The organism is Vulcanococcus sp. DEBay_Sum22DG08_74, assembly GCF_017852955.1.
GTDB lineage: Bacteria > Cyanobacteriota > Cyanobacteriia > PCC-6307 > Cyanobiaceae > Vulcanococcus.
Genome location: NZ_JAFMKL010000039.1, coordinates 1 through 13,555 on the forward strand (window position 1 = coordinate 1; position 13,555 = coordinate 13,555).

Genomic DNA, 13,555 nt, shown 5'->3' on the forward strand with positions numbered 1-13,555 from the left:
GGAGCCATTCGTCGCCGCATGACGGGTTCGATCGAGATCCCCACGTCATCCACCACGCCTCAGGTGAAGCTCCACTATTGGACCAATGGCGGGGCCCAGAGCGTTGTTGTCCCCCTCGATGAGGAGGTCCAGCGCCACCGCCTGTTGCTCTCCAACGGAGCCGTCCTGCTCAAGCGGGAACTGATGGCCGCCTAGGCAAAAAAAAGCCCCGCCAAAGGCAGGGCTTTTCGGGATTCACTTCAAGGGTGTGACCTTGTTTCCACCCTTGAGGCGAATCCACTCCTCACACGCACCAACCGTCGCCAGAGGACTGGCACAGTGCCAGTTCTTTGTAACCAGTTGTTCAACCGCACAGGCTCTGGGACATTCGCTTCCCTAGAACGGCGCTTGGAAACATTCCATTCCAACCTCACACCACGGCAAGCCCCCTCGGCATGAGGGGGCTTTTTTGTGACTGGAGCTTGCCCACAAAAAACCCCGCCGAGGGCGGGGTCGGGGGGTGTGAGGAATGGTGCAACCCATGCAGGTAGACCATGCCGCCGGCATGAACCAGTGGAGCGCTGATGGCCGCTGTTCCACCTCGGCGGTACTTCTGCTCTAGCCAGGACCTGGGCGGTTGGCAGCGGGTGCTTCTGCTTAGTTGCTGACGATCAGGGTCTGGGCTGCACTGCGGCGGACCAGCTCGGCCAGGGTCAACATCTCGGCCCTGTGGATCAGGCCGATGCAACCGCCGGTTCCGCTGTTCCAGTTGCGGCCGGCACTGGGGTCCAGGTGGATTCCTAAAACGCGGCGGCCCGTGCTGAAGAGGGGCTCGAGGCCGATCCAGACGGGGCCGAGCTCCCGCGGATACTCATGGCCCAATGGTTCGACTGCGCCGATCGAATAGGTCCCTGGCGGGAGGGGCGCCTGGCTACCCAGTTGGTGCCGGTTGGCGCCTTGGTATTCCGCCCGTCCGCTGACGGCTTCGAAATGCCGCACCGGTTGTCCAGGGATCTCGAGTTTCAGGTCCCAGATCGGATCCCCTGTGCGGGGGAGGCGGCGGTTGGTGCGCTCAAACGTCAGCCTTGGGGCCGGCGCTTCCGGCTCGGCAATGGCCAGTTCTTGGGCCGCGGCGGATGGTGCCACGGTTGCGGCGAGAACGCAGCCACCCAGCAGCTGACCAAGCTTGCGACCCATGGGACTCCCGCGTGAGATCGGGGTGTCCTAGGGGGATTTCTTTTTCTCTCTTCAGAGAAAAACCAGTTGTGCAGTCGGCTCAGCGGCTGTCAGGGCTGACATCGCCTCCTGTGGTGGTCAGGGTGACTTCAGGCGATTGCTGTTCTGAGGCTGCCGATGGAGAGGGAACTGAGCCAGGTGCTCACGCAGTGCCATCACCTCACCAGGCCCTATCGAATCGACAGCGGGGATGGATTCCGCCTGGATCGGATCGATCCGGGCGACACCCTCGATCTGCCCTCCGACAAGAAGGCGGCCCGAGAGGCACTCGAGCAGGGCGTTCAGATGCTCTCGGAGCTGCAGCAGCGTCTTTATGCCCAGAACAAGTGGGCGGTGCTGCTGATCTTTCAAGCGATGGACGCCGCGGGCAAGGACGGAACGATCAAACATGTGATGAGCGGGGTGAATCCCCAGGGCTGCCAGGTGACCTCCTTTAAAGCCCCCTCCGCGCTGGACCTTGATCACGACTACCTCTGGCGCGCCAATCAAGCCCTGCCGGAGCGCGGGCGCATCGGGATTTTTAACCGCAGTTACTACGAGGAGACCCTGGTGGTGCGGGTCCATCCGGAGCTGTTGGCCAAGCAGTCCTTGCCGCCTGATTTGGTCGGGCCAAAGCTCTGGAAACAGCGTTTCGAGGACATTCGCCACTACGAGCGCTATCTGAGCCGCAACGGGGTGGTGGTTCTGAAGTTTTTCTTGCACCTCTCCAAAGAGGAGCAAAAGCGCCGTTTTCTGCAGCGTTTGGAGCGTCCCGAGAAGAACTGGAAGTTTTCAGCGGCCGATATCCGCGAGAGGGGGTTCTGGGAGGACTACAGCCAGGCCTATGAGGAGATGATTCGCGAGACCGCCACAGCCCATGCGCCGTGGTTTGTCGTGCCGGCTGATCACAAGTGGTTCACCCGTTTGGTGGTCGCGGCGGCGGTGATTGAGCGTTTGGATGGCCTGGATCTGCGCTATCCCGAGGTCAGCCAGGAGGCAAAGCAGGCCCTGGCCCAGGCGCGCGAGCAGTTGCTGGCTGAGTGAGGCTGTCGCCTGTCGTAGCGATCCGCTGACAGAGCCGCTGCTGGCCGAGGTAAGTCGGTGATGATAGGACCCGTCGCCATCCAGGGCAGAACTGTGACGCAAAGCAACTCCAACGCCAAGAGCAACCAGCGTCCCTTCGCCTGGATCCGCGACCTGATTCCCTCGGGGATCAAAGAAAAGATTAAGGAGACGGTTCCTGGGATCGCTCCGCCTTCCAGCGACTCCATCGAGGTTGTCGAGGGTGTCCAGGACGCTTCCACCCACGTGGTATTTCTACCCCGTGATCCCCAATGGGCCTACTGCTTCTGGTCCATCAGCGCGGCGGATCGCAAGAGCGCCCAGAAGGCCGGTGCGACCCAGCTCTGCATTCGTCTAGCGGACGTGACGGGCCTAGGCGGCGAGCAGTCCCATCCCCACACCCTGCAGGAGCTGGTGGTGGATGGCAACGCCAGTGAATGGTTCTTGCCCGTGCCCCTCGATGGCCGCGACTACCGCGTCGAGCTGGGCTATCGCCTGCGCTCCGGTGGTTGGTATTCCCTGGCCTTCTCGGCCGTGGCTCATGTCCCAGGCATGGAGCCCTCCCAGCGCATTGCCGATGCCTTTGTTCCCTTCTCCCTGGAGGTTGGCCCGAGCGCTGCTCCTCAAGCGCTGACCACCCCCAGCTTTGGTGCGGGCGTGCAGCACGAGCAGCACTACCAGCGGGCGACCCTTCCCACCCGTAGCCGCCGCGTCGGCTCCGAGGTGCTGCACGAATACGACCTGGCGGGCCCTGGTCCCCTGAATGATTCCGGGGTGGGTGTCTGGGCCAGTGGCCGCACCGAGTCCGGTGCTGGCGCAGCCCGTCAGCGCTCCTTCTGGTTGGTGGCTGATGCCGAGCTGATCGTCTACGGCGCCACGGATCCTGCCGCCAGCCTGTTCATCGGTGACGAGCAGATTCAGCTGGAGCGCGATGGCAGCTTCCGCATTCACGTCCCCTTCCGTGATGGTGAGCAGCTCTACCCGGTTCGCGCGATTGCCGCTGATGGTGAGCAGGAGCGCTCCATTGCGATGGAGTTTGAGCGCCGCACCCCCCACGCTCGGGTCAACACCGCCGAAGAGGCCCAGACCGAGTGGTTCTAACGGCTGGTTTTCGACAGGTCTCGGAAACCCCCGCTTTCCGTTGCGGCGGTGCTAAAAAAATCCAGTTCTGATCGTTCCGGAATGGACTACCTCGTGCTTGCCTCCGCTGTCGCTCCCCGAGGCGTTCCCGTGATCCTGCCGGCCCTCGGCGGTGCAGGTTTGATTGCCCTGCTGGTCTTCTTCCTGTCTCAGGCTTCCGCCAAGAGCTGAGACCGTTCATCGAAGCCGCCGCGCCTAGTCCTGGGCGGCGGCTTTTTTGTGTTCGGCTTCGGCTGGATCGGGCTGCGTGAAGGTCAAGACGCAGTAGTAGCGCGTATTGCCGTAGCCGATCTCCACGTCGTTGCAGTTGCTGCTGGTCACCCTGGCCCCCTTGGGCAGTTGTGACATGGCCTCCTGCCAGGCCTGTTGGCGGCTAAGGGGTGATTGCGAGGAGACGGATCCTTCCGCAGCCAGGCCCTGCATTGAGAATCCAAGCAGTGCGGCGGTGCCCACGGCCAAGCTGCTCTGGCGCCAACCGTTCATCGGGGTTCAGCGGCTCTCTCCAGACATAGCTACGGACGGCTCCAGTCCGTTGATCCAGCGCCGACCGGCGGGGACCAGGGACCGCTCGACTTCCCGCCAGGGAAATCCCCCCTGCTTGCAGTCGAGGTCCTCCCCCATGCCGTAGCCCAGGCCGTCATGGACCTCCTCGAGGGCCTGCGGGAAGCTCAGCTGCTTGATCGAGGCGTAGACCCGCGCAATCGCGTTGACCTCTCCGGGGGTGCTGCTGCCGTTGGCATAACGCTCACGTAGCGCTTGTGCAGAGTGCATGGGCTGGGCCTTCCCCTCTGCCCTCAAGGCTGGCAGCGGATTGCTGGGCTAGCTCGGATTCAGGGCCTGACATTCGAAAAACGTTTCCTTCAGGCTGCTGTGATCGCGATCCAGCGATCCCGTCCCTTGCATGGCCATGCTTAGCCGCGATTCCAGTCCGAGCAGCGCGGTGTAGCAGCGCAGTTGGTTGGCATCATCGGCGCGGTTTTTCAGTTGATGGGAGGTTCCCATCGCCGCGCTGCAGTCCGCCCGCGAACCACCGTTGAAGCAGCGCATGGCCGCCTGTTGCAGGCTGAGCAGGGACTGGGCCTGGGCCGCTGGCGCGGCCAGCAGCGCGAAGAGCAGGAGCCAGCGGCGGTTCAACGGGGCATCGGCCGATGAGCGCAACACTAAGAAGCCGGCCCCGATTGGAGCCGGCTGCGGACGTCTTGCGTTGTGATCGCGCTAGTGCGCTTGCGGAGCCTCCTCGCTGTGGTCGTGCTGCCAGCGGGTCAGGGTCGCTGGGGAGAACTTGTGTCCATGCTTGCGGGCAACAGAAACCACGCAGCTGTTGTTCTCGCCGCACTTGTCGAGCTCGCGCTGCATGCTTGTGTTGCCCTTGGCTTTACGCATGAACAGTTCAAGTTGATGTCTTGACATGGCGTATTCCATGGAAAGATCCACCTACCGCTAGCGGTAGATCTGCTGCGATTGGCCTGAGTTCAGCTTCTCTCCCTGTTGAAGATTGTCTGTGTTTGTTCTCTCTATTCAGAGAAAAAGATCGGGTCTTGGCCCCCTCGGTAGGGTCATGGGCATGAGCGTTGCTTCCCCTCTGGTCCGGCTCCTGGGTGGTTGTGCGGCTGCCGTTGCCGTCTTGGGTGCTCCAGTCTTCGCGGCGGAGCCTGATCCCTATGCCCAGTTCATGGGGCACTACGAACGGGTCTTGAAGGCTCAGAATTCGGGCGATCTCTATCGCCTCTGCCGCTCCATGCAGGCGATGGATGGCCTGTTGATTGAGCACTTCGCCGTGTTTGAGCAGCGCGATCCCGCTACGGACTGGATGGAGGTGCGGGCCTCCTACAAGCCTGTCCTCGACGACCAGTGCGGCCAGGTCAGTGTTCCCCAGAAGAGCCCGCCGAAGGGGGATGCTCCTGCTGCCAAGCCCCAGAGCTAAGGCTCAGTCGTCGCTCTGCAGGAAGCGCGGAGCGAAGCGCCAGGCCAACACAAGGCTCGCGAGGCCGTAGGCCACAAAGGTGGTCGCTTGGCCGAAGCTGCCCGTGCCATACAGCTCACGCTCCAGCAGGACGTAATCCATCACGGACGCCACTGTCCCCCAGAGGATCACCCAAACCGAGACATAGGCAATGCCCTTGAGCGTGCGTTCCATGCTCACCACATCCACTCGTCAGGGGAGGGGATGCCGCTTTCGCGGCGCACCCGAGCGATGCGTTCGCTGGCGCGCTGCTGTTCTTCGCTGCGGCTGAGCCAGGGCCGAATCCGATTGGCCGCCTTGCTGGCATCCAGGGCGGAGGGCAGTCGGGTCAGCTTGTAGTTCGCCCCGTTATGGGTGGTGGTCTCCGTCATCGCGCTATCGGTTCAGCCAAAGCTTGATCGCAACCGTGGCGGCGGCCGCCGCCAAGATCCAATAGAGCCAGGTCAGGTTCAGCACCGTCGCCAGCACCAGGCCGATCACAAAGAAGACCAGAAATCGGCCGAGGGTCATTTCTGCTTCGCTTGATAAATCGACCCTAACGCACTGCGGCGGTTGCTCTTTCAGTGAAAGAAGCCGCCAAAAAAGAAGTGGAACTTTCCATGCCCAACGCGTGTTGTTGTGCAGCCTTGGCGGAGAGTTGACGTTGGTCTGATGTCCCAACCGGTGTTGGTGGTTGGAGCGGGGCCGGTGGGTCTCACCCTGGCGCTGGCCCTGCGTCAGCAGGACATCGCCGTTCGGGTGGTGGAACGGGAGCCGAAACCCTCCGAGCGCTCCAAGGCCCTGGTGATCTGGCCGCGGACCCTGGAGTTGTTGGATCTCCAGGGCTGCGTTGAGCCTTTCTTGAAGGCTGGGATTCAGGGCCATGGAGCTCGGATCCAGGCCGGTCAACGCCTGCTGGCGGCGCTCTCCTTTTCCAAGGTGCAGAGCGCCTTCCCCTACGCCTTGATGATTCCCCAGAACCGCACGGAGGCGGTCCTGACCCAGTTGCTGGCGGAGCGGGGCGTGTCAGTCGAGCGCCAGCTGGAACTCAGCCGGTTCACCGCCTCCGATGGCGGTGTGACGGCCGAACTCAGCCGAGCCGATGGCAGCAAGGAAACGATGGAGTGCAGTTATCTGCTGGGCTGCGATGGTGCCCACAGCCTTGTGCGCCATCAGCTGGGTCTGGCCTACAGCGGCGAAACCCTGGAATCGAATTGGGTTCTGGCGGACGTCAAGCTCGACGGCCCCGCAGCTTCCGATCAGGTGGCCGTGGTCTGGAATCCCGAGGGGATCCTGGCCCTGTTCCCGATCGTCGGAGATCGCTTCCGCATCATTGGCGATGTCTCGGGGACGGAGGCGGCCGATCCGAGCCTGGAGCAGGTTCAGAGCCTGGTGGAGCAGCGCTTGGGATCAGGCTTCCGCGCCCATGATCCGATCTGGCTCAGTCATTTCCGGATCAACGAGCGCAAGGTCGATCGCTACAGCGTCGGTCGGGTCTTCTTGGCGGGGGATGCGGCCCATATCCACAGCCCAGCTGGGGGGCAGGGCATGAACACGGGCATGCAGGATGCCTTCAACCTGGCTTGGAAACTGGCCCTGGTGCTGCAGGGCAAGGCGGGGCCACAGCTGCTGGAGACCTATTCCCCGGAACGCAGCGGGATTGGCGATCGGGTGCTGCGCAATGCCGGTGTGTTGACGCGGGTGGCTCTGCTGCGGCAGCCCCTGCTGCGTCGGCTGCGGAATCTGGCGTTCACGAATTTGGGCCGCAGTCGTCGCGTTCAACGTCGCCTGGTGGCGCAGCTCTGCGAGACCGATCTGCACTACCGCGGCAGCGCCCTGGCTCCGGTTCTGGCTCGCTCAGGAGGTGGACTGCGCCCCGGTGAGCGCACGCCGGATCTGCCCTGCCAGGGCCCCAGTGGCCAGACGCGACTGCACGCCCTGCTGCGCTCCGGTCGCTTTGTGTTGCTGTCTGTTGGTGCGCCGCTGCCGCCGGCCGGCTCTGCCCTGGCGAGCGATTGGTTGGTTCCGGCCAGCGCAGAACCCCAGGAGGGCTACGTGGCTGGCCAGACCTATCTGATTAGGCCGGATGCCTACCTCTGCAGCAGCAGTCCCAGTGCCGATCAGGAGCGCCTTGTGGCCCTGTGGGATCAGTGGCGCTGAGCTGGTTTTCGACGAGTTGCATCGAAGAGTGGAAGATTTGATTAAGTCCGAAGAACGGATATTCAGGTTTGATCAGTTTTGGGTTGATCAGCAAAAAACACCATGTTCTGGCCTTTCCGGACTAGCTCCTCCATCGGTGTCGATCTGGGGACGGCGAACACCCTGATGTACGTATCAGGCAAAGGAATCGTCCTCGACGAGCCCTCAGTTGTCGCTCTTGATTTAGAACGCGGCATCCCACTGGAGGTGGGAGAAGGCGCGAAACGCATGATCGGTAAAACACCTAAAGCGATCCAGGCGATTCGTCCCCTGCGCGATGGCGTGATTGCTGATTACGCCGCCGCCGAGCTCATGATCCAAACCTTCATGCGCCGCGGTAATGCCGGTAAGTCCACCGCCCCTCGCATGGTGGTTGGCATCCCCAGCAGCATCACCGACGTGGAGCGCCGGGCTGTCCGTGAAGCCGGCATCACCGGCTCAAAAGAGGTCTATCTGATCGATGAGACCGTGGCCGCCGCCATTGGCGCTGGCTTGCCGATCACCGAACCCGTCGGCAGCATGATCGTTGATATCGGTGGTGGCACAACCGACGTCGCCGTCTTGAGCCTCGGCTCTCCTGTGGAGAGTGAGTCCATTCGGATTGCCGGTGATGAAATCACCGAGAGCATTGCCGACTATCTGAAAAAGACCTATGGCCTGGTGATCGGTGAAGCCACCGCTGAGAAGGTCAAGATCAGCATCGGCTCGGCCCATTCCAATGCCCGCAACGATGATCGCCACATGGAGGTGAGCGGCTTCAACAACCGCACCGGACTGCCCGAGAGCATCACCGTCACCGCCGGTGAAATTCGCGAGGCGATCCAACAGCCCCTGGGCGCCATCGTTGACACGATTAAGCGCGTCCTGGAGAACACCCCCCCAGAGCTCGCCGCTGACGTTCACGCCCGCGGAATCGTGCTCGCCGGTGGCGGTGCCTTGATCCCGGGGATCAGTGACTTGATTACTGAATCCACGGGCATCTTCACCATCGTTGCCGATGATCCGCTCCACTGTGTGGTGAACGGTTGCGGTCAGGTTGTGGACGACTGGCAGAACCTCAAGCGCTGCACCAGCGCTGACGCCTAGGTCCGCTCTCCGGCCTTAAAACACTGGCCCCCGGGATCACCCGGGGGCTTTTTTGTGTCCTAGCTGGCCTGGGTGAGGGCCAGGAGTGCCAGCACCTTGTCTTCCAGTTGGTTGATTCGTCTCCACTGCGCGGTGCCCATCGTGCTGGGGGCCAGTTCAGCGCGCAGGTCCTCCAATAGGCCCAGGGTCTCTCGGGCGGTGCTCTGGAGTGACGCCGTCTTGATCTTCATCAAGGATCCGCAGTCGAGCCCATCAAACAAGCCCCTTCGTTGGCGTCAAGGGCTGTTCTCTTCATGCCAATAGAGCAGGGAGTTGGCTCGGTGCAAACCAGTGACGGTCTGGCAGAGGCCTGAGGCCCAGCAGACCCGGTAGTCGCCATCACGCAGGGCTTCGATGCTGGAGCCCTTGGGGGTGATCACCAGCACCCGTTCTGGATTGATTGCGCAATGTTCCATCGCCTCCTCGTCTGCCGATCAGTCATGGCTCAGCTGCCTGGGGATTGGCAAGCCTGGGCCTGGCCTGAATTTTTCGCCTGCGCGAGGTATTTAGACAGTGTTAGGGCTGGTTCATGGACCAGATCCAACGACCAGAATTCGAGACTGTCCTCACGACGCTGCACCAGAGTTTCTCCGGTGATCGGGGTGTGGGCCGGGCCTTTTGGGAGAAGGGGCTGATCGAGCGCGTGGAGTCCCATGCGCTCACGCCCCATCGCCTCAAGGAGGCCTGCGGATTGGTGCGCTCCTACGAATGGGCAGAGCACTACGTCCTGGAGGCCCCTGATCTCCATGAGGCCTGGAGCCGTTCTTTGGAGGTGCTGACCGCCACCAACAACCTGCTGGCCTGGGCCTCGGAGTTGGGGTTGATCTATTCGCGCTCCACCAGTGCGGATTGACGCTCCTCGGGGCTAGAGCGTCGAGCGCCATTCGTTGAGCAGCTGGTAGCGCCACTCCGGCCTGATCAGCTCGCTGCGGAAGACCGCGAACTGGTGTTGTGGGTAGTCCGCTTCGGCGAGCGACTTGGCCTGCTGCCGGTTCTCTGCGACCACGTGGAAGCGGCCATAGTCAGCCGGCCCGGAGTGAAAGACCTCAAAAATGTGATTCATCGCGTCCATGGCCTCTGCCTCCGGCCTAGCAACGCGATGCCCTTGTCGTCAGCGCCTCAGCTCAGATACCAGCGCACCAGCGCCAAGACCTGGCCGGCTGGCCCAAAGCCCGTGAGCCATTCGCCAACCAGGGCCGCGGCAAAGCCGACCATGGCGACCCGGCCGTTGAGTTGCTCGACGGCCTTCAGAGCGGAGACGTCCCAGGGTCTCTGGGAGGTCATGCTCTTGCCGAAGGACTCGACCGGTTCGTAGCGGAACTCCTGTTTGTTCATCGCGAGCGCCTGGGCCGGATCAGAAACAGAAGGGAAGGTACTGGGTGTGGCAGGCGGCGTAGCCGTCAATCAGGGGACCCAGGCCGATCTGGTGGGCGATGCCCTGGCCGGTGAGGCCCTCGGTGATGATCCCGATCACGATGCCGAGCATCGCCATCCGACCGTTGAAGCGCTCGACCTGCTTGAGCTGCTGCGCGTGAATCAGCTCTTCAGCGCGGTTCTGGCACCACTGGTCTGTGACTTGGTTGTTGTTCATGACTGTTGGGGTTCGGATTTGAGTAGGGATGCGGCGATCCAGCCGGCGAAGAGAAGAACTGCGGTCAGGGCCATCGTTTATTTGCGGGTGGGGCCCAGGTCGCTGGGGCGAGAGAGCACATACACCACCCCTGCGGTCAGGAGCGCACCCACGACAACCATCGCTGTGATGGCCATCCCGTAATCGGCTTCCATGGTGGTGTTGCGAAACGTAAAGCAAATGTAACTCTCTGTAACGTGCTTTGGCAAGTCGTCTGCGCCGGCTCGACAGTCCCGTTAACGCGACCGGCAGCTTCCTTGTTCCGTTTCCTGTTCAACCTGCTCTGGTTTGTCCTGGGCGGACTGGTCATGGGCCTGGGCTGGTGGTTCGCAGGCCTGCTCTGTGCCATCAGCGTGGTGGGCCTGCCCTGGGCTCGCTCCTGCTTCGTGATCGGCAACTTCTCCTTTTGGCCTTTCGGTCAGGAGGCCATTTCGCGCCAGACCCTCACGGGCCGCCGCGATTGGGGTACGGGTCCCCTGGGGACCATGGGGAACGTGATTTGGTTTCTCGTGGCCGGTTGGTGGCTGGCGATCGGTCACCTGGCCTCAGCCCTGGCCTGCTTCCTCACGGTTGTGGGAATTCCCTTTGGCCTGCAGCACATCAAGTTGGCGCTGATCGCCTTGGCTCCCGTCGGCATGACGGTCGTTCCGAAGCGTTGAGCTGGGCTCATCCAGAAGCGAGGCCTTGAGCAGTCCGGCGATGCCCCAGATCAGTTCCAGCGGATCGGTGAGCAGCAGCACAACGGCAGGGCCTGGTCCCCTTCCCTAGCGACGCGGCTGGATCAGCGGATCGAGACGCAGGGTTCTGTTCAGCTTTTGCGCAGGTGTGTGTTGCGGGCCGTCGCTCTGGCTAGGACGAGGGTCCACCTCCCACTTGCCATGCTTCGGCGCTACCAGGTCTGGAGTTGCAGTTCCTCCACTCCGGGTGCGCGCTCAGTGCAGGCGGAGAACCGTGAGCAGGCCATTGCCCTGGCGCGGCGCTTTCATCCGACGGGCCCCCTGGTGGCCATCGACGCGGAGTTGATGGAGCTAGCGCACCCGATCACTGGTGAAGGCGGCCACCATCCAGGCCAGCAGGCTGAGCACCGCGGCACCAAAGGCGAGGAAGGCCAATAGGACATGTTCCATCGCTCCCTTCTAGGACGCTTGCCTGTGAATCGCTGCTCGTGGCTAACGCCCCTGGCCCTCGCTTGTCTCTGCGGCGCCCTTGTGCCAGAGGCCTGGGCCCATGACGACCATGGAGCCGCTGCCCTCGGAGTCGAGGTCAGGGAACTCGCGAACTCCAGCAAGGAGTGGGATGGCCGGATCCTTCCGCCCTATCCATCCGGTCAGCCCCAGGTCAAGGTCCTGCGGATCACGATCCCTGCGGGGGTTCGTCTTCCCCTGCATTGGCATCCGGTGATCAATGCCGCGGTGATTCTCAAGGGCGCCCTCTCCCTGGAGTTGGCAGATGGCTCCAGGCGGACCTTTGGCGAGGGCGAGGCCTTAGTGGAGGTGGTCAATACCGTCCACACCGGACAGGCCCTGGGCGATGACCCCGTGGAGCTGGTCGTCTTCTATGCGGGAGTGCAGGGTTCCCCTACGACGGTCCTGACCACAACGGCCCAGCCTCCGCGTTAGCGCCGGAGCGGCTGGCGGCCTGATGCCACATCAGCAAGGTCGCGAATTCGCGGTTCGCCCGTTCGCTATCGCTGGCGCACTGCTGGCGCAGCCAGGCGCAGCGAGCCAGGTGCGCGAGGTCGGAGGCCGGGAGGCTGATGGGGATGCCCTGCGAACCTGCTCAGCCTGCCACCAGGCAGGATGCAGCAGTTGCGCTGAAGCCGGTGAAAGAGATCAGTTTTTGGGAATGGCTCCTGCGCCTCTCCGGCAAGGTCGCGGCTGTCTCCGGTGTGATCGGCCTGTTGGTCTGGCTCACCTGGGTGATGCTCGACGTGAAGAACATGCAGTCGGGCTTCACCCTTCCCACCTAAGAGGGTGCTGACGGCGCAGGGTGTCTTCCTCCGCGTGCGCCGTGGCGCTCCGCCAGCTCCTTGATCGTGGCCTTGCTCGTCAGAAGGACAGCGTGTTGATTGCTACAGCGGACCTTTAAAAAAGCTGAGGCTTGCCCTAGGACCAGCGGCTGGGGTCCCGGCTGATGGGTAGCCGCCCCAAGGGAGAGGTCGGCAGGAGGTCGGCGCTGATGGTGCTGCAGATCGCATCCATCGGCACGCAAAAGCTGCTGCCGTCTTGATCAAAGGGCCCCTCGACGTAGGCGCCGATTCGCTCAGCGGTGATGAAGCCCAGAAAGAGCACCGCGCCGGTCCAGGCGGAGTCGCGGCTGGCAAAGCTGGCGAAGAGGGCGTAGCCATAGAGCCAGCAGATCAGGCGGATGAAGACGTCGTAGGTCGGCGGTAGCGGAGTGTTCCGAATGCGCTGCAGGCCGCCCAGGGAATTGATGAAGGCGGTGCTGCAGCGCAGCAGGGCATCGCGTCCCCAGTCGTTGATGGCGCCTTGGCTGTAGAGCGATCCGATGAGCTGCGCCCTGTGCTGCAGGCTGCGCTGCAGGCTGGTGTCCGCGGGGAGTCCCAGGCTGCGGCTGAGGGCATCCACCAGGGTGCGGGCATCGCTGCGCCAGATCCCACGCAGCTCAAAATTCAGCACCCAGCACTGCAGCACCTGCAGGGCCACCAGTTGCTGCTGTTGCTGGCGGAAGGCTTCCTGGCTGCCGATCAGGGTCTGCAGGGTGTCGCGCCATTGCCGCGCTTCGTTGGTGATCGATCCCCAGAGCACTCGGGCCTCCCACCAACGGTTGATCGCCTGGGTGTTGCGAAAGCCCACGAAGATCGAGACCGCGATCCCCAGCATGGAGAGGCCCGAGCCATCAATGATCGAGAGGTCCCGGACCTGGGGATCGGCCTTGATGGCCAGGGCTAGACCGCAGAGCACCAGCATCAGCAGCAGATCCAGGCGCATCCGCAGCAACAGTTCCCACAGCACCCAGGGGATGTTGCGGCGAGCCATCTTGGGCGGCTGACTCACGGGGGCGCGCAGGGCTACTTCGATCATCATTCCTCTCCCCTCCAGCGTCGACCATGGCCGATTGGACGCCCACCCCCGAGCAGCGCGATGGCGTGATCGCACGCACGTTGGAGTTCTTCCGCGATGAATGCGATGAGCTGCAGCAGGAGCTGGGTTGTCCGGAGGCTTTCATCGCTGAGTTGCTCACGGCCTTGGCCCAGACCTACGTCCGCTGAACTGCCCCCATCTGGGGGTAGGCCGCCCGGT

Annotated in this window: 27 protein-coding genes; 13 read left to right on the forward strand and 14 right to left on the reverse strand. The window is 62.9% G+C overall.

Annotation, left to right across the window (positions count from 1 at the left end; translation table 11 throughout):
* On the forward strand, positions 1 to 195 hold a 195-nt coding region (locus tag QZ184_RS06050), incomplete at its 5' end, for a hypothetical protein (RefSeq protein WP_296416529.1).
* A 441-nt stretch (positions 196 to 636) separates the two neighbouring features.
* Here QZ184_RS06050 and QZ184_RS06055 read toward each other — a convergent pair.
* On the reverse strand, positions 637 to 1,176 hold the full coding sequence (locus QZ184_RS06055; RefSeq protein ID WP_296418596.1) for a L,D-transpeptidase: 540 nt from the start codon (positions 1,174 to 1,176) through the stop codon (positions 637 to 639).
* 156 nt (positions 1,177 to 1,332) lie between these two features.
* Here QZ184_RS06055 and QZ184_RS06060 point away from each other — a divergent pair, with 156 nt between their 5' ends.
* The 3 genes from QZ184_RS06060 (at position 1,333) to QZ184_RS06070 (ending at position 3,567) form a co-directional block, all read left to right on the forward strand.
* Positions 1,333 to 2,238, forward strand: coding sequence for a polyphosphate kinase 2 family protein (locus QZ184_RS06060; RefSeq protein ID WP_296418598.1), 906 nt, complete (start codon positions 1,333 to 1,335; stop codon positions 2,236 to 2,238).
* A gap of 93 nt (positions 2,239 to 2,331) precedes the next feature.
* Entirely contained in the window at positions 2,332 to 3,357 is a 1,026-nt protein-coding gene (locus QZ184_RS06065) for a DUF4912 domain-containing protein (RefSeq protein ID WP_296418600.1), read from the forward strand.
* A gap of 81 nt (positions 3,358 to 3,438) precedes the next feature.
* Positions 3,439 to 3,567 carry a hypothetical protein gene (locus QZ184_RS06070; protein ID WP_010316044.1) on the forward strand — a complete coding sequence of 43 codons (129 nt, stop codon included), beginning with the start codon at positions 3,439 to 3,441 and terminating at the stop codon, positions 3,565 to 3,567.
* Between the two features lie 24 nt (positions 3,568 to 3,591).
* On the opposite strand, the gene QZ184_RS06075 is transcribed toward QZ184_RS06070, so the two are convergent.
* The 4 genes from QZ184_RS06075 to QZ184_RS06090 are packed head-to-tail and all read right to left on the reverse strand — an operon-like array spanning position 3,592 to position 4,818.
* Complete coding sequence (locus tag QZ184_RS06075) at positions 3,592 to 3,879, reverse strand: hypothetical protein (RefSeq protein WP_010316046.1); 288 nt, start codon at positions 3,877 to 3,879, stop codon at positions 3,592 to 3,594.
* Positions 3,880 to 3,885: 6 nt separating this feature from the next.
* Positions 3,886 to 4,167, reverse strand: a complete 282-nt coding sequence (locus QZ184_RS06080) for a hypothetical protein (RefSeq protein WP_247477611.1) — start codon at positions 4,165 to 4,167, stop codon at positions 3,886 to 3,888.
* 48 nt (positions 4,168 to 4,215) lie between these two features.
* Positions 4,216 to 4,557, reverse strand: coding sequence for a hypothetical protein (locus tag QZ184_RS06085; protein WP_247477612.1), 342 nt, complete (start codon positions 4,555 to 4,557; stop codon positions 4,216 to 4,218).
* 54 nt (positions 4,558 to 4,611) lie between these two features.
* Positions 4,612 to 4,818, reverse strand: coding sequence for a Nif11 family protein (locus QZ184_RS06090; protein ID WP_363159605.1), 207 nt, complete (start codon positions 4,816 to 4,818; stop codon positions 4,612 to 4,614).
* A gap of 142 nt (positions 4,819 to 4,960) precedes the next feature.
* Between QZ184_RS06090 and QZ184_RS06095 the strand changes: the two genes are divergently transcribed.
* Entirely contained in the window at positions 4,961 to 5,320 is a 360-nt protein-coding gene (locus QZ184_RS06095) for a hypothetical protein (protein ID WP_296418602.1), read from the forward strand.
* Between the two features lie 3 nt (positions 5,321 to 5,323).
* Here QZ184_RS06095 and QZ184_RS06100 read toward each other — a convergent pair whose 3' ends face one another.
* The 3 genes from QZ184_RS06100 to QZ184_RS06110 are packed head-to-tail and all read right to left on the reverse strand — an operon-like array spanning position 5,324 to position 5,869.
* Positions 5,324 to 5,533 carry a hypothetical protein gene (locus tag QZ184_RS06100; protein ID WP_029626211.1) on the reverse strand — a complete coding sequence of 70 codons (210 nt, stop codon included), beginning with the start codon at positions 5,531 to 5,533 and terminating at the stop codon, positions 5,324 to 5,326.
* A gap of 2 nt (positions 5,534 to 5,535) precedes the next feature.
* Positions 5,536 to 5,730, reverse strand: a complete 195-nt coding sequence (locus QZ184_RS06105; RefSeq protein ID WP_010316058.1) for a hypothetical protein — start codon at positions 5,728 to 5,730, stop codon at positions 5,536 to 5,538.
* A gap of 4 nt (positions 5,731 to 5,734) precedes the next feature.
* Positions 5,735 to 5,869 (reverse strand): hypothetical protein, encoded by a 135-nt coding sequence (locus tag QZ184_RS06110; protein WP_010316060.1) that lies wholly within the window; start codon positions 5,867 to 5,869, stop codon positions 5,735 to 5,737.
* Between the two features lie 141 nt (positions 5,870 to 6,010).
* Between QZ184_RS06110 and QZ184_RS06115 the strand changes: the two genes are divergently transcribed.
* Positions 6,011 to 7,498 carry an FAD-dependent monooxygenase gene (locus tag QZ184_RS06115; RefSeq protein WP_296418604.1) on the forward strand — a complete coding sequence of 496 codons (1,488 nt, stop codon included), beginning with the start codon at positions 6,011 to 6,013 and terminating at the stop codon, positions 7,496 to 7,498.
* 102 nt (positions 7,499 to 7,600) lie between these two features.
* Positions 7,601 to 8,623, forward strand: a complete 1,023-nt coding sequence (locus QZ184_RS06120; RefSeq protein ID WP_247477615.1) for a rod shape-determining protein — start codon at positions 7,601 to 7,603, stop codon at positions 8,621 to 8,623.
* Between the two features lie 59 nt (positions 8,624 to 8,682).
* On the opposite strand, the gene QZ184_RS06125 is transcribed toward QZ184_RS06120, so the two are convergent.
* The gene (locus QZ184_RS06125; protein WP_156797859.1) at positions 8,683 to 8,853 is read right to left on the reverse strand and encodes a hypothetical protein; all 171 of its coding nucleotides are present in this window, start codon (positions 8,851 to 8,853) and stop codon (positions 8,683 to 8,685) included.
* A gap of 45 nt (positions 8,854 to 8,898) precedes the next feature.
* Entirely contained in the window at positions 8,899 to 9,078 is a 180-nt protein-coding gene (locus QZ184_RS06130) for a hypothetical protein (protein WP_296418608.1), read from the reverse strand.
* 113 nt (positions 9,079 to 9,191) lie between these two features.
* On the opposite strand from QZ184_RS06130, the gene QZ184_RS06135 reads away from it, so the two are divergent.
* On the forward strand, positions 9,192 to 9,515 hold the full coding sequence (locus QZ184_RS06135; RefSeq protein ID WP_010316070.1) for a hypothetical protein: 324 nt from the start codon (positions 9,192 to 9,194) through the stop codon (positions 9,513 to 9,515).
* Positions 9,516 to 9,527: 12 nt separating this feature from the next.
* Here the strand turns inward: QZ184_RS06135 and QZ184_RS06140 are convergent, their stop codons facing one another.
* The 3 genes from QZ184_RS06140 to QZ184_RS06150 are packed head-to-tail and all read right to left on the reverse strand — an operon-like array spanning position 9,528 to position 10,253.
* A complete protein-coding gene (locus QZ184_RS06140; RefSeq protein ID WP_010316072.1) occupies positions 9,528 to 9,734 on the reverse strand; it encodes a hypothetical protein in 207 nt (68 codons plus the stop codon).
* A gap of 47 nt (positions 9,735 to 9,781) precedes the next feature.
* Entirely contained in the window at positions 9,782 to 9,997 is a 216-nt protein-coding gene (locus QZ184_RS06145) for a chlorophyll a/b-binding protein (protein ID WP_010316074.1), read from the reverse strand.
* A gap of 19 nt (positions 9,998 to 10,016) precedes the next feature.
* The gene (locus tag QZ184_RS06150; RefSeq protein WP_010316075.1) at positions 10,017 to 10,253 is read right to left on the reverse strand and encodes a chlorophyll a/b-binding protein; all 237 of its coding nucleotides are present in this window, start codon (positions 10,251 to 10,253) and stop codon (positions 10,017 to 10,019) included.
* Between the two features lie 296 nt (positions 10,254 to 10,549).
* On the opposite strand from QZ184_RS06150, the gene QZ184_RS06155 reads away from it, so the two are divergent.
* The 4 genes from QZ184_RS06155 (at position 10,550) to QZ184_RS06170 (ending at position 12,261) form a co-directional block, all read left to right on the forward strand.
* On the forward strand, positions 10,550 to 10,951 hold the full coding sequence (locus QZ184_RS06155; protein WP_010316079.1) for a YccF domain-containing protein: 402 nt from the start codon (positions 10,550 to 10,552) through the stop codon (positions 10,949 to 10,951).
* A 219-nt stretch (positions 10,952 to 11,170) separates the two neighbouring features.
* A complete protein-coding gene (locus tag QZ184_RS06160; protein WP_247477620.1) occupies positions 11,171 to 11,407 on the forward strand; it encodes a hypothetical protein in 237 nt (78 codons plus the stop codon).
* Positions 11,408 to 11,500: 93 nt separating this feature from the next.
* Positions 11,501 to 11,911, forward strand: coding sequence for a cupin domain-containing protein (locus QZ184_RS06165; protein ID WP_247477621.1), 411 nt, complete (start codon positions 11,501 to 11,503; stop codon positions 11,909 to 11,911).
* Positions 11,912 to 12,114: 203 nt separating this feature from the next.
* Entirely contained in the window at positions 12,115 to 12,261 is a 147-nt protein-coding gene (locus QZ184_RS06170; protein WP_198001916.1) for a hypothetical protein, read from the forward strand.
* 136 nt (positions 12,262 to 12,397) lie between these two features.
* Here QZ184_RS06170 and QZ184_RS06175 read toward each other — a convergent pair whose 3' ends face one another.
* The gene (locus tag QZ184_RS06175; RefSeq protein ID WP_296418616.1) at positions 12,398 to 13,309 is read right to left on the reverse strand and encodes a bestrophin family ion channel; all 912 of its coding nucleotides are present in this window, start codon (positions 13,307 to 13,309) and stop codon (positions 12,398 to 12,400) included.
* Positions 13,310 to 13,362: 53 nt separating this feature from the next.
* Between QZ184_RS06175 and QZ184_RS06180 the strand changes: the two genes are divergently transcribed.
* A complete protein-coding gene (locus tag QZ184_RS06180; RefSeq protein ID WP_010316090.1) occupies positions 13,363 to 13,524 on the forward strand; it encodes a hypothetical protein in 162 nt (53 codons plus the stop codon).
* Positions 13,525 to 13,555: the final 31 nt, after the last annotated feature.

Bases quoted from the DNA above. Each gene is read 5' to 3' on its own strand.
- QZ184_RS06055 (WP_296418596.1), bottom strand. From the start codon at position 1,176: ATGGGTCGCAAGCTTGGTCAGCTGCTGGGTGGCTGCGTTCTCGCCGCA.
- QZ184_RS06060 (WP_296418598.1), top strand. From the start codon at position 1,333: ATGGAGAGGGAACTGAGCCAGGTGCTCACGCAGTGCCATCACCTCACC.
- QZ184_RS06070 (WP_010316044.1), top strand. From the start codon at position 3,439: ATGGACTACCTCGTGCTTGCCTCCGCTGTCGCTCCCCGAGGCGTTCCC.
- QZ184_RS06075 (WP_010316046.1), bottom strand. From the start codon at position 3,879: ATGAACGGTTGGCGCCAGAGCAGCTTGGCCGTGGGCACCGCCGCACTG.
- QZ184_RS06080 (WP_247477611.1), bottom strand. From the start codon at position 4,167: ATGCACTCTGCACAAGCGCTACGTGAGCGTTATGCCAACGGCAGCAGC.
- QZ184_RS06090 (WP_363159605.1), bottom strand. From the start codon at position 4,818: ATGGAATACGCCATGTCAAGACATCAACTTGAACTGTTCATGCGTAAA.
- QZ184_RS06095 (WP_296418602.1), top strand. From the start codon at position 4,961: ATGAGCGTTGCTTCCCCTCTGGTCCGGCTCCTGGGTGGTTGTGCGGCT.
- QZ184_RS06100 (WP_029626211.1), bottom strand. From the start codon at position 5,533: ATGGAACGCACGCTCAAGGGCATTGCCTATGTCTCGGTTTGGGTGATC.
- QZ184_RS06105 (WP_010316058.1), bottom strand. From the start codon at position 5,730: ATGACGGAGACCACCACCCATAACGGGGCGAACTACAAGCTGACCCGA.
- QZ184_RS06110 (WP_010316060.1), bottom strand. From the start codon at position 5,869: ATGACCCTCGGCCGATTTCTGGTCTTCTTTGTGATCGGCCTGGTGCTG.
- QZ184_RS06115 (WP_296418604.1), top strand. From the start codon at position 6,011: ATGTCCCAACCGGTGTTGGTGGTTGGAGCGGGGCCGGTGGGTCTCACC.
- QZ184_RS06120 (WP_247477615.1), top strand. From the start codon at position 7,601: ATGTTCTGGCCTTTCCGGACTAGCTCCTCCATCGGTGTCGATCTGGGG.
- QZ184_RS06125 (WP_156797859.1), bottom strand. From the start codon at position 8,853: ATGAAGATCAAGACGGCGTCACTCCAGAGCACCGCCCGAGAGACCCTG.
- QZ184_RS06130 (WP_296418608.1), bottom strand. From the start codon at position 9,078: ATGGAACATTGCGCAATCAATCCAGAACGGGTGCTGGTGATCACCCCC.
- QZ184_RS06135 (WP_010316070.1), top strand. From the start codon at position 9,192: ATGGACCAGATCCAACGACCAGAATTCGAGACTGTCCTCACGACGCTG.
- QZ184_RS06140 (WP_010316072.1), bottom strand. From the start codon at position 9,734: ATGGACGCGATGAATCACATTTTTGAGGTCTTTCACTCCGGGCCGGCT.
- QZ184_RS06145 (WP_010316074.1), bottom strand. From the start codon at position 9,997: ATGAACAAACAGGAGTTCCGCTACGAACCGGTCGAGTCCTTCGGCAAG.
- QZ184_RS06150 (WP_010316075.1), bottom strand. From the start codon at position 10,253: ATGAACAACAACCAAGTCACAGACCAGTGGTGCCAGAACCGCGCTGAA.
- QZ184_RS06160 (WP_247477620.1), top strand. From the start codon at position 11,171: ATGCTTCGGCGCTACCAGGTCTGGAGTTGCAGTTCCTCCACTCCGGGT.
- QZ184_RS06180 (WP_010316090.1), top strand. From the start codon at position 13,363: ATGGCCGATTGGACGCCCACCCCCGAGCAGCGCGATGGCGTGATCGCA.